Consider the following 16,559-nt stretch of genomic DNA (forward strand, 5'->3'; position numbering starts at 1 on the left):
CTTCATTCTTAAAAAAGCATCAATGAAATCATAATTGATTTCATTGATGCTTTTTCTTTATATTTTTGAGACGTTTCGCAGCATTTTTATAAACTTCAACGTTCCTACATTTTCCAAATGATAATTCAAGTTTCCAATTAACTAATCCATTAATTGTGGTACTTGTTCAGGTGATTCCCTTGAGAATTCTACCCCTTTTATATAATTATCCTCAGTTTTAAATTGCCCTTTATCATGTTGCAACCAATCCGTTAACTTTTCATATATCTCTTTTATGATAGAGACTGATAAAGGTTTATTATTTTCTATCGAATGCACAAGATACTCAAATGCTTGTTGGTGAGAATATACTTCGTAAAATTCTCTTCTAGTTATGTTTGCGTTATTTGGAAGCGTGTCATTTAGTATGATTGTCACTGTTTCTGGTAACGTAATTGTATTACCCTCAATTGCACTTGAATGATGTGCTAAACGAACCAAAAAATCCTCTAAATATTCATATGTCATCTTTTCTATTAAGTGGCTCATGTACACCACCACCCTTATTTCTGTATTTTAATTATACCATTATTAAAATTCTGAAGGTATTAGTGTACAACTACTTTAAATGAAAGGAGTTCAACACATTTCGTGAGATGCTCATGCAACACTATATTAAGCTCCGAATAGGAATTTTTTTTGTTCTTCAAATAACACTGATTTATTCATCATCATTAATCAACTTTTTTAAAAATGAAAAAGAAGAGCGGTAAGTATTACTACTCACACTCTTCTTCCTAAATACTCTGATTAGGTTTTCATGTTGCTTGCCAACGACTAGCAATCGAAGTCCAGATAGATTATCAAGTTTTCACAGTGCCTAATCAACACCATTGTTCTACTACCAGGATATCATAAGTAATACCCAATGTGCACGGCTTACGTCACACACATGCAAGTGTGCTTCTATATTGTGGTGAATCCAATCAAAAGGTTTCTATGAACTATGTGCGAATGACTTGGACATAAGGATGTAGAGACAACTTGGAAGACCTATTCGCAAACCTTAGATGAGATGAGAGAAAAAGATAAAGAAGAAACAATTTCGATCTTTGAGAACATGTTTATGTAATCCTTGTGCAGAATTTGTGCATAAAGTCTTCAAAACCTATCGTATTCAGCCAAAATAAAAAGCATCTACAAACGCTGTGTTATCAACGTTTGTAGATGCTATAGGCCTTTCTCAACTTGACTAGAAAAGACCAGGCTATACCCGAGGCCGGACTTGAACCGGCACGCCTCGCGGCATCGCATTTTGAGTGCGACGTGTCTGCCATTCCACCACTCGGGCTTAACAATATATATTTAGTTTTATAAATAAGTTCAATATGGAGGCGGCAACCGGAATCGAACCGGTGGTAAAGGTGTTGCAGACCCATGCCTTACCGCTTGGCTATGCCGCCATAATTTAAATGGAGCGGAAGACGGGATTCGAACCCGCGACCCCGACCTTGGCAAGGTCGTATTCTACCACTGAACTACTTCCGCGAACTTTACTGGGGTAGCTGGATTCGAACCAACGAGTAACGGAGTCAAAGTCCGTTGCCTTACCGCTTGGCTATACCCCAAAAATCTAATGGGGCGGATGAGGGGAATTGAACCCCCGAATGTCGGAATCACAATCCGATGCGTTAACCACTTCGCCACAACCGCCATAATATAAGTATTTAATTTAAATGGGGCGGATGAGGGGAATTGAACCCCCGAGTGTCGGAATCACAATCCGATGCGTTAACCACTTCGCCACAACCGCCATAATAAAACATAAAAATGGCAGGGGTAGTAGGATTCGAACCCACATCGAAGGTGTTGGAGACCTTTATTCTACCATTGAACTATACCCCTGTAATATAAATATTATATTAAAGCATTAATAATAATATACATAAAATTAATTCTTAAAAGCTCTCACTTTATCCAACAGTTTTTTGAAAAGTTGGTGGTGGGGGGCAGATTCGAACTGCCGAACCCGTAGGGAGCGGATTTACAGTCCGCCGCGTTTAGCCACTTCGCTACCCCACCATATTATAATTGCAATAAGCTTCATAATACTGCGTCAGCTTTATTATTCTACTCGTGCTTCTCTCAATTTTATAAAGAGCTGCGATAAGCTTCACATTACTGCGTAGCTTATACTATAAGAAATGGTGCCGGAGAAAGGACTTGAACCCTCAACCTACTGATTACAAGTCAGTTGCTCTACCAGTTGAGCTACTCCGGCTACTTATTTTATTGTATTTAAATGGTGGCTCAGGACGGATTCGAACCGCCGACACAAGGATTTTCAGTCCTTTGCTCTACCGACTGAGCTACTGAGCCACATATTATTATTTAAAAAAATGGCGGTCCCGACGGGAATCGAACCCGCGATCTCCTGCGTGACAGGCAGGCATGTTAACCGCTACACTACGGGACCTATTTGGTTGCGGGGACAGGATTTGAACCTGTGACCTTCGGATTATGAGCCCGACGAGCTACCACTGCTCCACCCCGCGATAATAATAAAACTAATACTAATTAAAATGGTGGAGGATGACGGGCTCGAACCGCCGACCCCCTGCTTGTAAGGCAGGTGCTCTCCCAGCTGAGCTAATCCTCCTGGGTGTTATTTGAAATCCATTTCAAAAGATACCTTTTGAATGTTTTTCTTTGTGAAGTTTTCCGGCAAGTACATTTTCGATTATTGCCTCGAAAACTGCCTCAACTAACAAAACTTAGTTTTGATTAGTGCTTCAAGGTAGGCTATTTTCAACGCAGATTACGCGTTGATAAAGCCTTAATGACCCCTACGGGATTCGAACCCGTGATACCGCCGTGAAAGGGCGGTGTCTTAACCGCTTGACCAAGGGGCCTTAATTAATAATAAACTGATACGACTTTGGCGGAGAGCAAGGGATTTGAACCCTTGAGACAGCGTAAACCGCCTACACGATTTCCAATCGTGCTCCTTCGGCCACTCGGACAGCTCTCCAATATGGCTCCGCAGGTAGGATTCGAACCTACGACCGATCGGTTAACAGCCGATAGCTCTACCACTGAGCTACTGCGGAATAGTATATAACAAACTGTATAATTAAATTAAATTTGTTTAAAACAGACCAGCAACGTCCTACTCTTGCAGGGGGAAACCCCCAACTACCATCGGCGCTGAAGAGCTTAACTACCGTGTTCGAGATGGGAACGGGTGTGACCTCTTCGCTATCGCCACTGAACTGTTTTACACACAACATGATTAATTATAACAAACTTACAATAAATGTCAAGCGAAATTAAAATATAAATATTTTTTATTCACTCAAAACTGAATAAAACAGATAATCTTCACAAATCAGGGGAATCAGCCCACTTACTTCTTACGTTATTTGGTTAAGTCCTCGATCAATTAGTATCCGTCAGCTACATACGTCGCCGTACTTACACCCCGGACCTATCAACCTCATCATCTCTGAGGGATCTTACTTACTTGCGTAATGGGAAATCTCATCTCGAGGGGGGCTTCATGCTTAGATGCTTTCAGCATTTATCCCGTCCACACGTAGCTACCCAGCTATGCCTTTGGCAAGACAACTGGTACACCAGCGGTGTGTCCATCCCGGTCCTCTCGTACTAAGGACAGCTCCTCTCAAATTTCCTGCGCCCGCGACGGATAGGGACCGAACTGTCTCACGACGTTCTGAACCCAGCTCGCGTACCGCTTTAATGGGCGAACAGCCCAACCCTTGGGACCGACTACAGCCCCAGGATGCGATGAGCCGACATCGAGGTGCCAAACCTCCCCGTCGATGTGGACTCTTGGGGGAGATAAGCCTGTTATCCCCGGGGTAGCTTTTATCCGTTGAGCGATGGCCCTTCCATGCGGAACCACCGGATCACTAAGCCCGTCTTTCGACCCTGCTCGACTTGTAGGTCTCGCAGTTAAGCTCCCTTATGCCTTTGCACTCTGCGAATGATGTCCAACCATTCTGAGGGAACCTTTGGGCGCCTCCGTTACTCTTTAGGAGGCGACCGCCCCAGTCAAACTGTCCACCTGACACTGTCTCCTGCCCCGATAAGGGGCATGGGTTAGAAGTCCAATACAATCAGGGTAGTATCCCACCAACGCCTCCTCCGAAGCTAGCGCTCCGGATTCTAAGGCTCCTACCTATCCTGTACAGATTGCATCAGAATTCAATATCAGGTTACAGTAAAGCTCCACGGGGTCTTTCCGTCCTGTCGCGGGTAACCTGCATCTTCACAGGTACTATAATTTCACCGAGTCTCTCGTTGAGACAGTGCCCAGATCGTTACGCCTTTCGTGCGGGTCGGAACTTACCCGACAAGGAATTTCGCTACCTTAGGACCGTTATAGTTACGGCCGCCGTTTACTGGGGCTTCGGTTCAAAGCTTCGCTTGCGCTAACCTCTTCCCTTAACCTTCCAGCACCGGGCAGGCGTCAGCCCCTATACATCACCTTGCGGTTTTGCAGAGACCTGTGTTTTTGCTAAACAGTCGCCTGGGCCTATTCACTGCGGCTCTCTCGGGCTTTAACACCCTACCAGAGCACCCCTTCTCCCGAAGTTACGGGGTCATTTTGCCGAGTTCCTTAACGAGAGTTCTCTCGATCACCTTAGGATTCTCTCCTCGCCTACCTGTGTCGGTTTGCGGTACGGGCACCTCCCGCCTCGTTAGAGGCTTTTCTTGGCAGTGTGAAATCAGGGACTCCAGGGAATAATTCCCCTCGCCATCACAGCTCAATGTTATAGAAATGGGATTTGCCTCATTTCACACCTCACTGCTTAGACGCGCATAACCAACAGCGCGCTCACCCTATCCTACTGCGTCCCCCCATTACTCAAACGGCGGGGAGGTGGTACAGGAATATCAACCTGTTATCCATCGTCTACGCCTTTCGGCCTCAACTTAGGTCCCGACTAACCCTGAGCGGACGAGCCTTCCTCAGGAAACCTTGGGCATTCGGTGGAAGGGATTCTCACCCTTCTTTCGCTACTCATACCGGCATTCTCACTTCTAGGCGCTCCACTAGTCCTTACGGTCTAACTTCGACGCCCCTAGAACGCTCTCCTACCACTCACATCTAAGATGTAAGTCCACAGTTTCGGTGCTCTGTTTAGCCCCGGTACATTTTCGGCGCAGCGCCACTCGACCAGTGAGCTATTACGCACTCTTTAAATGATGGCTGCTTCTAAGCCAACATCCTGGTTGTCTGGGCAACGCCACATCCTTTTCCACTTAACAGAGACTTTGGGACCTTAACTGGTGGTCTGGGTTGTTTCCCTCTCGACTATGAATCTTATCACCCACAGTCTGACTCCCAAACATAAATCATCGGCATTCGGAGTTTGTCTGAATTCGGTAACCCGGGATGGGCCCCTAGTCCAAACAGTGCTCTACCTCCGAGATTCTAAAGTTTGAGGCTAGCCCTAAAGCTATTTCGGAGAGAACCAGCTATCTCCAGGTTCGATTGGAATTTCACCGCTACCCACACCTCATCCCCGCATTTTTCAACATACGTGGGTTCGGGCCTCCAGTAAGTATTACCTTACCTTCACCCTGGACATGGGTAGATCACCTGGTTTCGGGTCTACGACCTCATACTAATTCGCCCTATTAAGACTCGCTTTCGCTGCGGCTCCGCATTCTCTGCTTAACCTTGCATGAAATCAGTAACTCGCCGGTTCATTCTACAAAAGGCACGCCATCACCCGTGACTCTCCCGAAGGAAAGTCAACAAGGGCTCTGACTACTTGTAGGCACACGGTTTCAGGATCTATTTCACTCCCCTTCCGGGGTGCTTTTCACCTTTCCCTCACGGTACTGGTTCACTATCGGTCACTAGGAAGTATTTAGCCTTGGGAGATGGTCCTCCCGGATTCCGACGGAATTTCACGTGTTCCGCCGTACTCAGGATACATGCTGGAGAGAATGAACTTTCGACTACGGGGCTATTACCCGCTACGGCGGACCTTTCCAGGTCGCTTCGCCTAATCCATTCCTTTGTAACTCCGTATAGCATGTCCTACAACCCCAGAAAGCAAGCTTCCTGGTTTGGGCTGTTCCCTTTTCGCTCGCCGCTACTCAGGGAATCGATTTTTCTTTCTCTTCCTCCGGGTACTTAGATGTTTCAGTTCTCCGGGTTTGTCTCGATTACGCTATGTATTCACGTAAACGTACTACTCCATTACGAGCAGTGGGTTTCCCCATTCGGAAATCTTCGGATCAAAGCTCACTTACAGCTCCCCGAAGCATATCGGTGTTAGTGCCGTCCTTCATAGACTCCTAGTGCCAAGGCATCCACCGTGCGCCCTTTCTAACTTAACCAAAAAATAGGTCTTAACGTCGCATTGCGTCGCTAATTCTTATCTTTTAAATAAACGTGATTTTACAGCGATGTAAAAATCAACGTTTCGTAAAAAGGTCGTTCTTTAAAATTAACAAAAACATGTTTATCATAGATAAACGAAGATTTGTTTATCTTGGTTGATTCTTGATTTGTTTCAATTATTGTTTTATCCAGTTTTCAAAGAACAAAAAAATCCAATAAAATTAATTTGGTGGAGCCTAGCGGGATCGAACCGCTGACCTCCTGCGTGCAAGGCAGGCGCTCTCCCAGCTGAGCTAAGGCCCCTAAACTTTAATGGTGGGCCTAAATGGACTCGAACCATCGACCTCACGCTTATCAGGCGTGCGCTCTAACCAGCTGAGCTATAGGCCCCCTTTCGGGAACTTTAAGAGAAAAATTCAATTAAATCATTTATATAAAAGTATATTATATAAATTTATTGAACCTTCAAAACTGAACGCAAAACGTCGATTTTCCGTATGCCTAGCTTTCATACACCAAAGGTGTAATCCGACTATGGACATATATCCTTAGAAAGGAGGTGATCCAGCCGCACCTTCCGATACGGCTACCTTGTTACGACTTCACCCCAATCATCTGTCCCACCTTCGGCGGCTGGCTCCCCTAAGGGTTACCTCACCGACTTCGGGTGTTACAAACTCTCGTGGTGTGACGGGCGGTGTGTACAAGACCCGGGAACGTATTCACCGTGGCATGCTGATCCACGATTACTAGCGATTCCGGCTTCATGCAGGCGAGTTGCAGCCTGCAATCCGAACTGTGAACGGTTTTATGGGATTAGCTCCCCCTCGCGGGTTGGCGACCCTCTGTACCGTCCATTGTAGCACGTGTGTAGCCCAGGTCATAAGGGGCATGATGATTTGACGTCATCCCCACCTTCCTCCGGTTTATCACCGGCAGTCACCTTAGAGTGCCCAACTTAATGATGGCAACTAAGATCAAGGGTTGCGCTCGTTGCGGGACTTAACCCAACATCTCACGACACGAGCTGACGACAACCATGCACCACCTGTCACCACTGTCCCCGAAGGGAAAAGTATATCTCTATACCGGGCAGTGGGATGTCAAGACCTGGTAAGGTTCTTCGCGTAGCTTCGAATTAAACCACATGCTCCACCGCTTGTGCGGGTCCCCGTCAATTCCTTTGAGTTTCAGCCTTGCGGCCGTACTCCCCAGGCGGAGTGCTTAATGCGTTAGCTGCAGCACTAAGGGGCGGAAACCCCCTAACACTTAGCACTCATCGTTTACGGCGTGGACTACCAGGGTATCTAATCCTGTTTGCTCCCCACGCTTTCGCGCCTCAGCGTCAGTTACAGACCAGAAAGCCGCCTTCGCCACTGGTGTTCCTCCACATCTCTACGCATTTCACCGCTACACGTGGAATTCCGCTTTCCTCTTCTGTACTCAAGCCTATCAGTTTCCAATGACCTTCCCCGGTTGAGCCGGGGGCTTTCACATCAGACTTAACAGGCCGCCTGCGCGCGCTTTACGCCCAATAATTCCGGACAACGCTTGCCACCTACGTATTACCGCGGCTGCTGGCACGTAGTTAGCCGTGGCTTTCTAATAAGGTACCGTCAAGGTACGGGCAGTTACTCCCGTACGTGTTCTTCCCTTACAACAGAGCTTTACGATCCGAAAACCTTCTTCGCTCACGCGGCATTGCTCCATCAGACTTTCGTCCATTGTGGAAGATTCCCTACTGCTGCCTCCCGTAGGAGTCTGGGCCGTGTCTCAGTCCCAGTGTGGCCGATCACCCTCTCAGGTCGGCTACGCATCGTTGCCTTGGTAGGCCATTACCCCACCAACTAGCTAATGCGCCGCGGGCCCATCCTGCAGTGACAGCCGAAACCGTCTTTCAGAGTTCGTCCATGCGGACAAACTGATTATTCGGTATTAGCCCCGGTTTCCCGGAGTTATCCCCATCTGCAGGGCAGGTTGCCCACGTGTTACTCACCCATCCGCCGCTAACAAAATTTGAAGCAAGCTCCAAATTTTGTTCGCTCGACTTGCATGTATTAGGCATGCCGCCAGCGTTCGTCCTGAGCCAGGATCAAACTCTCCATAATACTGGCTAGCCGATACGCAGCACATTGCGTTGTCAACTTCTCTCACTCCGTCAGTCACGTACTAATGTACGCTCCTTCCTTTGCTCAATCGTTTCCTAGCACTGCACTACGTCTCGACCGCCAGAACAAGAAGAAAATGAAAGCTCATTTCTTTTTGCTGGCATTAATAGTTGTAGCGTTAACTACTTCTATTGAATGACAATTTTGTTTCATATAGAAACGTTTATACTCAAGTGCGCCGAAGCGTCCTGAGTTATTAATCATATCGTGTAAACACGAATGACTTATATCGACGTTTTGCTGTTCAGTTTTCAAGGTTCATTGTGCGTCCTACAAAAGCAACTTCTCAACAATAACAATTCTTCAACGAAGTGTCAAGTCTTTTTTTTTTCTTTTTCAATGTCGTTACTGCTTCAAGCGACAAGTAATAGATTACCATGGTTCTGCTATATCTGTCAACACTAATTTAGGAACGATTTTAAATCGTTCCTAACAATACTGTTACTGCGCCTTTTTATCGGTATTCACACTATAAGTTCTATGTGATATATGATGGTTTTTTGATTCATTCTGTACAATTTTGATAAAACCTTTTTCAACTAAAAATTCAATGAACACCTCTAAATCAATAGAATACATGCGTAAAACATTATTTTCATGAAGCTCTTGAATTTCCCATTGATCTTTCGTCGACATAACTTCTAGAATATGTTCAGCACCATCTTCTGTTCTATTATGAATAAAAAAGTCACTTGCAAGAAAAAGAAGGCGCAGTCTTTTCTCTAGTGGCTCAACACTCGTTGTTAGTTCCTCGTATAGTTTATAAATAGATGGATCAATTTTCTTTACTTGAGACCAAACGGTTACTTCAGGAAATAACCCGTTATCGATTACGGCTAACCTAGCAAGATGTCGCAAGGAATTAACTACATGATTATAAGCGTCCATATAGTTTTCCTCTTCAAAGAAAGACTTTCCTTCTATATAACTTCTAACTAACTTTGAAAACTCTAATCCCATTTTAATTTTCCTATCTAAGTAGTTAGATTCCTGTAATTCTTTTTTGAGGTTCTCTACGTATTCATTACGATCAAATAAAATTTTACCGTAATAAATCCAGTCAACGACTTTTCTTTTTGAACCGATTAGCAGCCATTTTCTTAATTGGTCTTCGCTAATTACATGCATTGTTGCCTTCCTTATACCTGCAGAGTAATGTTTGGTATAGATCGGTACTTCTTTATTGGAAGTAATGATAAGGAGGAGCGCATCAAATGTATCTGTAATCGGATCAACTTCTTCTCTCTTTTCAACTAAGATAACACCGAGCGTATCAGCGTCACTTGCTCTTTCTTGATAGATAGACCTTAAAACTTGTTCCATTATTACACCTCCGTTATCTCCCTTTTTCGACGACAGTCTTACAGAATCCTCTAATCAAGTATGAAAAATATCAAGACAATTAAAAATATGCTATAGTAATTGAGGATATATAAGGAGGAGTTCGAAAAATGAAGCCATATAAAAATAAAATCAACCGTATACGTACTTTTGCGCTATCGTTAGTATTTATAGGCGTTGTTATAATGTACCTCGGTATTTTCTTTAGATCAAATGAAATCGTTATGCTAATTTTCATGCTGCTCGGTGTTCTTGCCATTATAGCTAGTACGGTAGTTTACGCATGGATAGGCGCATTATCAACGAGAGCGGCACAAATAACTTGTCCTAATTGTGGAAAACAAACTAAAATGCTTGGTAGAGTCGACATGTGTGGTCATTGCCGCGAACCTTTAACCCTTGACCCCACTCTAGAAGGTAAAGAATTCGATGAAATCTATAATAAACCAAGCCAGAGAAACAAAGAAGTTAGTGTTGATGGTGATAAAAACTAAAAAGCATCCAACGAGTCTAAGGACTCGTTGGATGCTTTTATTAATTTAATCCGTTGCAGTATTCGCCGCACATGTTGGACATGTTCCATATACTTCTAGCCGATGTGAGTCCACCTTGAATCCTGTCACATGAGAAGCAAAATGTTCTACTTCTTTTAAGCCCGGATAATGGAAATCGACAATTTTCCCGCAATCATTACAAATAATATGGTAGTGGTCATTTGTCACAAAATCAAAACGACTTGAAGCGTCCCCATAAGAAAGCTCCTTAATAAGATTAACGTTACGAAAGACTCGCAAGTTATTATAAACTGTTGCGACGCTCATATTAGGAAAGCTACTTGACAGCGATTTATAAATGTCATCTGCTGTTGGGTGTGATTTAGTAGTGACTAGATATTCTAGAATAGCATGTCTTTGCGGGGTAATTCTAACACCGCTTTTTTTCAACGTGTCCAGCGCGTCTACTATTAGTATTTCAGACATCGCTTTGCACCCCAATCCTTATAAAGATTATCACTTTATAATCATTATCATTAGTGTACTTAAAATAGCATATGCCTGTCAACTAAAACGGTAGCTTGAACAAAATCAGGTTTTCAATTAAAGAGCCTTTTTTATTGTCACTTTGTCAGTTCTTTCAAAGTCTTAAGAACTTCCTCGATATGATCTTTTACTTTTACTTTTCGCCATTCCTTTACTACTGTTCCTGTTGGATCTATTAAAAAAGTAGATCTTTCTATTCCCATATACTCTTTACCGAACATCTTTTTTAATTTCCAAACACCATAATCTTCTGATACTGAATGGTCATCATCAATTAGTAATGAAAATGGCAATCCTTGTTTTTTAATAAATTTTTCATGTGAGACCGCGTTGTCAGGACTAATACCTAAAATCACGGCATTTAGATTACTAAAGTCATCATACGAATCTCTAAAATCACAAGCTTGCGTAGTACAACCAGGCGTTGCATCTTTTGGATAGAAATAAAGAATAACGAATTCCTTACCTGAAAAGTCCTTTAATGTCACAGTTTCCTGTTTTTCATTAAGAAGCGAAAATTTTGGTGCATGCATTCCGACAAGTGTTGTCATAAATTATTCCTCCTAGTTTCTTTCCTCAATCTTATCTATCTAACTCAATTTTATCAATTTCTTTGGCGTATTGAGGAGATTTTGTTTAGAATAGAGAGTAGATATATGAAAACGGAGGAATTAAATTGATAAGAACAAATTCAGAAAAAGTATTTAATGAAGCAAACAAACATATTGTAGGAGGCGTAAATAGTCCTTCACGCGGCTATCACGCGGTTGGCGGAGGTTCACCGACAGTAATGGAACGTGCAAAAGGTGCTTATTTTTGGGACGTAGACGGCAATAAATATATTGATTACCTTGCTGCATACGGTCCAATTATTACTGGGCATGCGCACCCTCACATTACGAAAGCAATTGTTGAAGCTGCTGAAAATGGCGTACTATATGGTACACCGACACCTCATGAATTAAAGTTCGCAAAAATGCTTAAAGCAGCAATGCCTAATATGGATAAAGTACGATTCGTAAACTCAGGTACAGAGTCTGTCATGACAACGATTCGCGTTTCTCGCGCCTATACTGGCAGGACTAAAATTATGAAATTCGCTGGCTGTTACCATGGCCATTCAGATTTAGTCCTTGTTGCAGCTGGCTCAGGGCCTGCTACACTTGGAACCCCCGACTCTGCAGGTGTTCCAAAGTCTATTGCCGAGGAAGTAATTACAGTTCCTTTTAACAATCCAAATGCTTACAAGGAAGCAATGGACAAATGGGGTGACCAAATTGCTTGTGTCCTAGTAGAACCTATCGTCGGTAACTTCGGAATTGTTGAACCAAACGAAGGCTACCTAGAACTCGTCCACGCACTGGCAGCTGAAAAAGGAGCATTAATTGTCTATGATGAAGTCATTACCGCTTTCCGCTTCCACTACGGCGGCGCACAAGATATGCTAGGACTAACACCTGACTTGACAGCTCTCGGGAAAATTATTGGCGGCGGACTACCTATTGGTGCTTATGGTGGAAGAAAAGAAATTATGGACCATGTTGCACCACTTGGACCTGCTTATCAGGCTGGTACAATGGCCGGAAACCCAGCTTCAATGCTTGCAGGTATTGCCTGTCTTGAAGTACTTCAAGAACCAGGAGTATATGATGAAATGAATCGACTTGGCGCTTTACTAGAAGAAGGTGTTGTTACATCTGCCGCAAAGCATGGTATAACAATGACTACTAATCGCTTGGGTGGTGCACTTACTTTATTCTTTACAGATGTAAAAGTCGAAAACTATGAGCAAGCCGAAGCAACAGACGGCGACATGTTTGCAAAGTTTTTCAAGTTATTGTTAAAGAATGGCATTAATATCGCTCCTTCGAAATACGAAGCTTGGTTCCTAACGACTGCACATACTGAACAGGATATTATTGATACGCTAAGCGCAGTAGATAAGTCATTTGAAGAACTTGCGACGATGTAATTGTAAACAACAAATTGATTTAGAATTAGATAATATGCTAAAAATAAGTTGCTAATTAGAAAGGAATAACTTTATGAAACTTGGTGCCCGCATTGTTAAAACGGGCGTTGCGATCGTGTTTGCTTTATTTATGGCGGATTTACTTGGTCTTCCTAATATAGTGTTCGCGGGGATTGCGGCTATTTTCGCGATTCAGCCCTCTATTTATCGGTCATACGTGACCATCGTAGAACACTTGCAAGGTAATATTATTGGGGCAGTTGTTGCAATAGTTTTCGTGCTAGTATTTGGAAATCAGCTTGTCGTTGTCGGTCTAGCAGCAGTTGTTATTATTTTAATAATGATTAAGTTAAAAATCGAAAAGTCAATTTCAATGGCATTAGTCATGATGATTGTAATTATGGAGATAAAAGATGATAACTTTTTATCATACGCGCTCATTCGCTTTTCAACTATTGTTGTTGGTGTTCTAGCAGCATTTATAGTTAACCTTGTATTTATGCCACCTAAATATGAAACAAAACTTTTTGATTCAATTCATCTTGCTCAAGATGAGATTATACGTTGGACACGACTCGCCGGAAGACAGGCTTCAGAACATATATCTACAAAAAAGTCTTTAAAAAAAATGAAAGAACGTCTTTCGCAAATCGATATTACCTTTTTACTTTATAAAGAGGAGCGCAGTTATTTCAAAAAATCTTCACGTGCTAAGATTAGGAAATTAGTTATTTATAGACAAATGATCGCAACTTCCAAAAGTAGTTATGAAGTACTTAGTAAACTTCACAAGTATGAAAACGAGCTAATTGATTTACCCGAACATTTTCGACTCATGGTTCAAGAACGTCTTGATACAATTTTGACTTATCACGAACAGCTTCACCTTAAATTTGCTGGTAAATTAAAAGCGGAAAATATGACGGTTGATACAAGTGTGGAATACATTCAAAGACATGAAGTAATGGAAATATTCGTCAAGGAAATTTCATTAGCTAAGGAAAGTGAAACTTTTTCATCGTATCACTTATTACATGTTCTATCTGCTATTTTAAATTACGAAGAACAACTTGAACATCTTGATAAACTCATTGTTAGTAATAGACGTCATCATGAAAATGAGATGGATATTAACCAAATAGAAGATGTTTATTGAATCAACAAAACCTGCCTGTCTATGAATAATTAGACAGGCAGGTTTTGTTATTGCAAATGAATGTTTAGTTTTTCTTTCAATGAACTATTGCGTACTTTAAACTATAAATTATAAAACTAAATTCGAATACGTTAATCTTTAAAAATGTTGCACTTGGAATAATCCGTAATAAATCCCTTCCAATGCCATTAGTTCATCATGTGTACCCATCTCTTTTATTTCACCATGATCTACTACTAAAATTTTATCAGCATGTGTAATCGTCGACAATCTGTGCGCGACGATTAGCGTCGTTCTTTCATAGGCCAAACGCTCTAGAGAATCTTGAATTAGCGCTTCACTTTCAAGATCAAGCGCAGATGTTGCTTCGTCTAAAATTAATAATGGAGGATTTTTTAAAAACACACGTGCTATAGCTACACGTTGTTTTTGTCCACCAGATAACTTCACACCACGCTCGCCAACAGTCGTATCATAACCTTCTGGAAGCCCAATAATAAATTCATGTGCATTTGCGGCAATCGCAGCAGCAATGACTTCTTCATCCGTTGCATCAGGTTTTCCCATAAGTATATTACTCTTTACAGAATCACTAAACAAAATACTATCTTGCATAACCATACCTATTTGCTCTCGTAATGATCTTACTTTGATATCACGTAAATCATATCCATCAATATGGATCGAACCATCTTTAACATCATAAAAACGAGGAATTAACCCTACGATTGTCGATTTCCCACCACCGCTCATACCGACAAACGCCACAGTTTCTCCCTTATTCACTTTAAAACTTATATCTTTTAATACAGTTTCATCACCAAGTTCATATGAAAAACTAACATTTTTAAACTCAATTTCTCCGTTAATTGTAGGAAGCTCAACTGCGTCTTTTTTATCTGTAATATCATAATCTTCTTCCATTAACTCAAAGACTCGGTCCATTGAAGCAAATGACTGCGTTAGAGAAGTTGATGAATTTACAAGTCTACGAAGCGGCCCATATAAACGGTCAATATAAGCGATAAAAGCAACCATAGTTCCTATTGATAACGGTCCATTGATTACTTGATAACCTGCAAACGCAATGACAAGTAATGGCGCTACGTCAGTAATCGTATTTACGACAGCAAACGCCTTCGCATTCCACTTTGTATGATCAATTGCCTTATCTAAAAAGTTTCCATTTGTCTCATCAAATCGCTTTTGTTCAATTTCTTCAAGAGCGAAACTTTTGATAACGCTCACTCCGGAAATCCTTTCATGTAAATAACTTTGGACATTCGCTAGTGCTTGTGAACGCTTCCGAGTTAGTTCACGTAGCTTTCCAAAAAAGTGCTTTACGCTATAAGCATAGAATGGGAATGCCAAGAGCGTTACAAGTGTAAGTGGTACATCCATCGTCAACATAATAATAATTGCGATAACGATTGTTGCCAGATCTAACCAGACATTCATCAAGCCAATCATAACAAAGTTTTTCGTCTGCTCTACATCATTAATCACACGTGAAATAACCTCGCCTGCACGTGTATTCGAATAATAACGCAGACTCAATTTTTGTAGATGTGAATAAAGACTTGCACGTATATCAAAAAGTATTTTATTGCTCACAAGCTGTGCATAATACTGTCTATAATATTCAACAGGCGGTCTAACAAGGAAAAACACGAGCGCCGTACCGCCTAACCAATAAAATAATTCCGTTGTTTTTTGCGCATCGTTTAAGGTCGGGGAACCTATGATATCATCAATAACGATTTTGATAAGTAAGGGAATAAATAACGGAATCGCAAACTTCACGACACCAATTAGTACAGTAAATATAATTTGCCAATTATATGGTTTAACAAATTTCATGTAACGTTTAATACTGTCACCCAAAGGACTTCCTCCTAACACAAAAAAACCTGCCGCTTTTTAGCGATCAGGCATTTACTTATTTTCTTTGACTTGCTTTTGAAATGCATATCTTGCAGTCCACACTTCAATAAAATCAGGAGCAAATGGCCCACGACGGTCTTTTATCCAACCGAGTAGTCTATCTAAATTATTACGTAATATTTGATCAATCACAATTGGGTAATTCATTTGTTTTTTATGATCTGCATACTCATCTTCGTCTAAAATCATATAGCTCATATCAGGGAATACTTTAACATCTAGATCATAATCGATATATTTAAGTGTTTTATTGTTATAAACAAATGGAGAACTTAAATTAATGTAATAGTAGACACCATCTTCACGCAACATACAAATGATATTAAACCAAAGCTCTGCGTGAAAGTAACAAATTGAAGGCTCACGCGTTAACCAAGTGCGTCCATCAGATTCAGTTACAAGTGTTCTTTCATTTGCTCCAATAACAATATTACGAGTACCTTTTAACACAGTCGTTTCTTGCCAAACACGGTGTATATTACCGTTATGCTTGTAACTATGTACTTGGATTGTTTCCCCTTCCTTAGGAATTGCCATATGTAGCCCACCTTTTAGTTGCCAAAAAATTAAACAACAT

The 16,559-nt window shown here is 41.8% G+C and carries 9 protein-coding genes, 18 tRNA genes and 3 rRNA genes; 3 read left to right on the forward strand and 27 right to left on the reverse strand.

The genetic code is table 11. From position 1 onward, the window contains the following. Positions 1-141 precede the first annotated feature (141 nt). The 23 genes from AC3RV6_RS15045 to AC3RV6_RS15155 form a co-directional block, all read right to left on the reverse strand. On the reverse strand, positions 142-528 hold the full coding sequence (locus AC3RV6_RS15045; RefSeq protein ID WP_489746805.1) for a Fic family protein: 387 nt from the start codon (positions 526-528) through the stop codon (positions 142-144). A gap of 721 nt (positions 529-1,249) precedes the next feature. After that, a tRNA-Leu gene (locus AC3RV6_RS15050) sits at positions 1,250-1,330 on the reverse strand. 38 nt (positions 1,331-1,368) lie between these two features. Next, positions 1,369-1,442 (reverse strand) — tRNA-Cys (locus AC3RV6_RS15055). A gap of 10 nt (positions 1,443-1,452) precedes the next feature. After that, positions 1,453-1,527, reverse strand: a tRNA-Gly gene (locus tag AC3RV6_RS15060). Between the two features lie 8 nt (positions 1,528-1,535). Next, a tRNA-Gln gene (locus AC3RV6_RS15065) sits at positions 1,536-1,607 on the reverse strand. Between the two features lie 9 nt (positions 1,608-1,616). Beyond that, positions 1,617-1,692, reverse strand: a tRNA-His gene (locus tag AC3RV6_RS15070). Between the two features lie 24 nt (positions 1,693-1,716). After that, positions 1,717-1,792 (reverse strand) — tRNA-His (locus AC3RV6_RS15075). A gap of 18 nt (positions 1,793-1,810) precedes the next feature. After that, a tRNA-Trp gene (locus AC3RV6_RS15080) sits at positions 1,811-1,884 on the reverse strand. Between the two features lie 92 nt (positions 1,885-1,976). After that, positions 1,977-2,061 (reverse strand) — tRNA-Tyr (locus tag AC3RV6_RS15085). 123 nt (positions 2,062-2,184) lie between these two features. Next, positions 2,185-2,260: transfer RNA gene (locus AC3RV6_RS15090), tRNA-Thr, on the reverse strand. Positions 2,261-2,282: 22 nt separating this feature from the next. Continuing rightward, positions 2,283-2,358, reverse strand: a tRNA-Phe gene (locus tag AC3RV6_RS15095). A gap of 21 nt (positions 2,359-2,379) precedes the next feature. Then, positions 2,380-2,455: transfer RNA gene (locus AC3RV6_RS15100), tRNA-Asp, on the reverse strand. Between the two features lie 4 nt (positions 2,456-2,459). Continuing rightward, positions 2,460-2,534 (reverse strand) — tRNA-Met (locus AC3RV6_RS15105). A 28-nt stretch (positions 2,535-2,562) separates the two neighbouring features. Further along, positions 2,563-2,638 (reverse strand) — tRNA-Val (locus tag AC3RV6_RS15110). A 181-nt stretch (positions 2,639-2,819) separates the two neighbouring features. Beyond that, positions 2,820-2,891: transfer RNA gene (locus AC3RV6_RS15115), tRNA-Glu, on the reverse strand. Between the two features lie 27 nt (positions 2,892-2,918). Next, positions 2,919-3,010 (reverse strand) — tRNA-Ser (locus AC3RV6_RS15120). Between the two features lie 4 nt (positions 3,011-3,014). Then, a tRNA-Asn gene (locus AC3RV6_RS15125) sits at positions 3,015-3,089 on the reverse strand. Positions 3,090-3,135: 46 nt separating this feature from the next. After that, positions 3,136-3,251, reverse strand: a 5S ribosomal RNA gene (gene rrf / locus AC3RV6_RS15130). Between the two features lie 150 nt (positions 3,252-3,401). Next, a 23S ribosomal RNA gene (locus AC3RV6_RS15135) occupies positions 3,402-6,357 on the reverse strand. A gap of 231 nt (positions 6,358-6,588) precedes the next feature. Further along, positions 6,589-6,664: transfer RNA gene (locus tag AC3RV6_RS15140), tRNA-Ala, on the reverse strand. Between the two features lie 10 nt (positions 6,665-6,674). After that, a tRNA-Ile gene (locus tag AC3RV6_RS15145) sits at positions 6,675-6,751 on the reverse strand. 162 nt (positions 6,752-6,913) lie between these two features. Further along, positions 6,914-8,469 (reverse strand): 16S ribosomal RNA (locus AC3RV6_RS15150). Together the 16S, 23S and 5S rRNA genes with 18 tRNA genes alongside form the textbook arrangement of a ribosomal RNA operon. 501 nt (positions 8,470-8,970) lie before the next feature. After that, the gene (locus tag AC3RV6_RS15155) at positions 8,971-9,852 is read right to left on the reverse strand and encodes a nucleotidyltransferase-like protein (RefSeq protein WP_489746806.1); all 882 of its coding nucleotides are present in this window, start codon (positions 9,850-9,852) and stop codon (positions 8,971-8,973) included. A 128-nt stretch (positions 9,853-9,980) separates the two neighbouring features. Between AC3RV6_RS15155 and AC3RV6_RS15160 the strand changes: the two genes are divergently transcribed. Next, entirely contained in the window at positions 9,981-10,364 is a 384-nt protein-coding gene (locus AC3RV6_RS15160) for a YgzB family protein (protein ID WP_489746807.1), read from the forward strand. Positions 10,365-10,409: 45 nt separating this feature from the next. Here AC3RV6_RS15160 and perR read toward each other — a convergent pair whose 3' ends face one another. Both perR and bcp read right to left on the reverse strand, forming a co-directional pair. Next, positions 10,410-10,850 (reverse strand): peroxide-responsive transcriptional repressor PerR, encoded by a 441-nt coding sequence (gene perR, locus AC3RV6_RS15165; protein WP_489746808.1) that lies wholly within the window; start codon positions 10,848-10,850, stop codon positions 10,410-10,412. Positions 10,851-10,987: 137 nt separating this feature from the next. Further along, positions 10,988-11,461, reverse strand: coding sequence for a thioredoxin-dependent thiol peroxidase (bcp, locus tag AC3RV6_RS15170; protein ID WP_489746809.1), 474 nt, complete (start codon positions 11,459-11,461; stop codon positions 10,988-10,990). A 125-nt stretch (positions 11,462-11,586) separates the two neighbouring features. Between bcp and AC3RV6_RS15175 the strand changes: the two genes are divergently transcribed. Both AC3RV6_RS15175 and AC3RV6_RS15180 read left to right on the forward strand, forming a co-directional pair. After that, on the forward strand, positions 11,587-12,882 hold the full coding sequence (locus tag AC3RV6_RS15175; protein WP_489746810.1) for a glutamate-1-semialdehyde 2,1-aminomutase: 1,296 nt from the start codon (positions 11,587-11,589) through the stop codon (positions 12,880-12,882). Between the two features lie 73 nt (positions 12,883-12,955). Further along, the gene (locus tag AC3RV6_RS15180; protein WP_489746811.1) at positions 12,956-14,038 is read left to right on the forward strand and encodes an FUSC family protein; all 1,083 of its coding nucleotides are present in this window, start codon (positions 12,956-12,958) and stop codon (positions 14,036-14,038) included. Positions 14,039-14,176: 138 nt separating this feature from the next. On the opposite strand, the gene AC3RV6_RS15185 is transcribed toward AC3RV6_RS15180, so the two are convergent. Both AC3RV6_RS15185 and ntdP read right to left on the reverse strand, forming a co-directional pair. Continuing rightward, positions 14,177-15,898 (reverse strand): ABC transporter ATP-binding protein, encoded by a 1,722-nt coding sequence (locus AC3RV6_RS15185; protein WP_489749281.1) that lies wholly within the window; start codon positions 15,896-15,898, stop codon positions 14,177-14,179. A 75-nt stretch (positions 15,899-15,973) separates the two neighbouring features. Then, positions 15,974-16,519, reverse strand: coding sequence for a nucleoside tri-diphosphate phosphatase (gene ntdP, locus AC3RV6_RS15190; RefSeq protein ID WP_489746812.1), 546 nt, complete (start codon positions 16,517-16,519; stop codon positions 15,974-15,976). Positions 16,520-16,559 lie beyond the last annotated feature (40 nt).

It is taken from the genome of Sporosarcina sp. So3-204 (assembly GCF_058068165.1).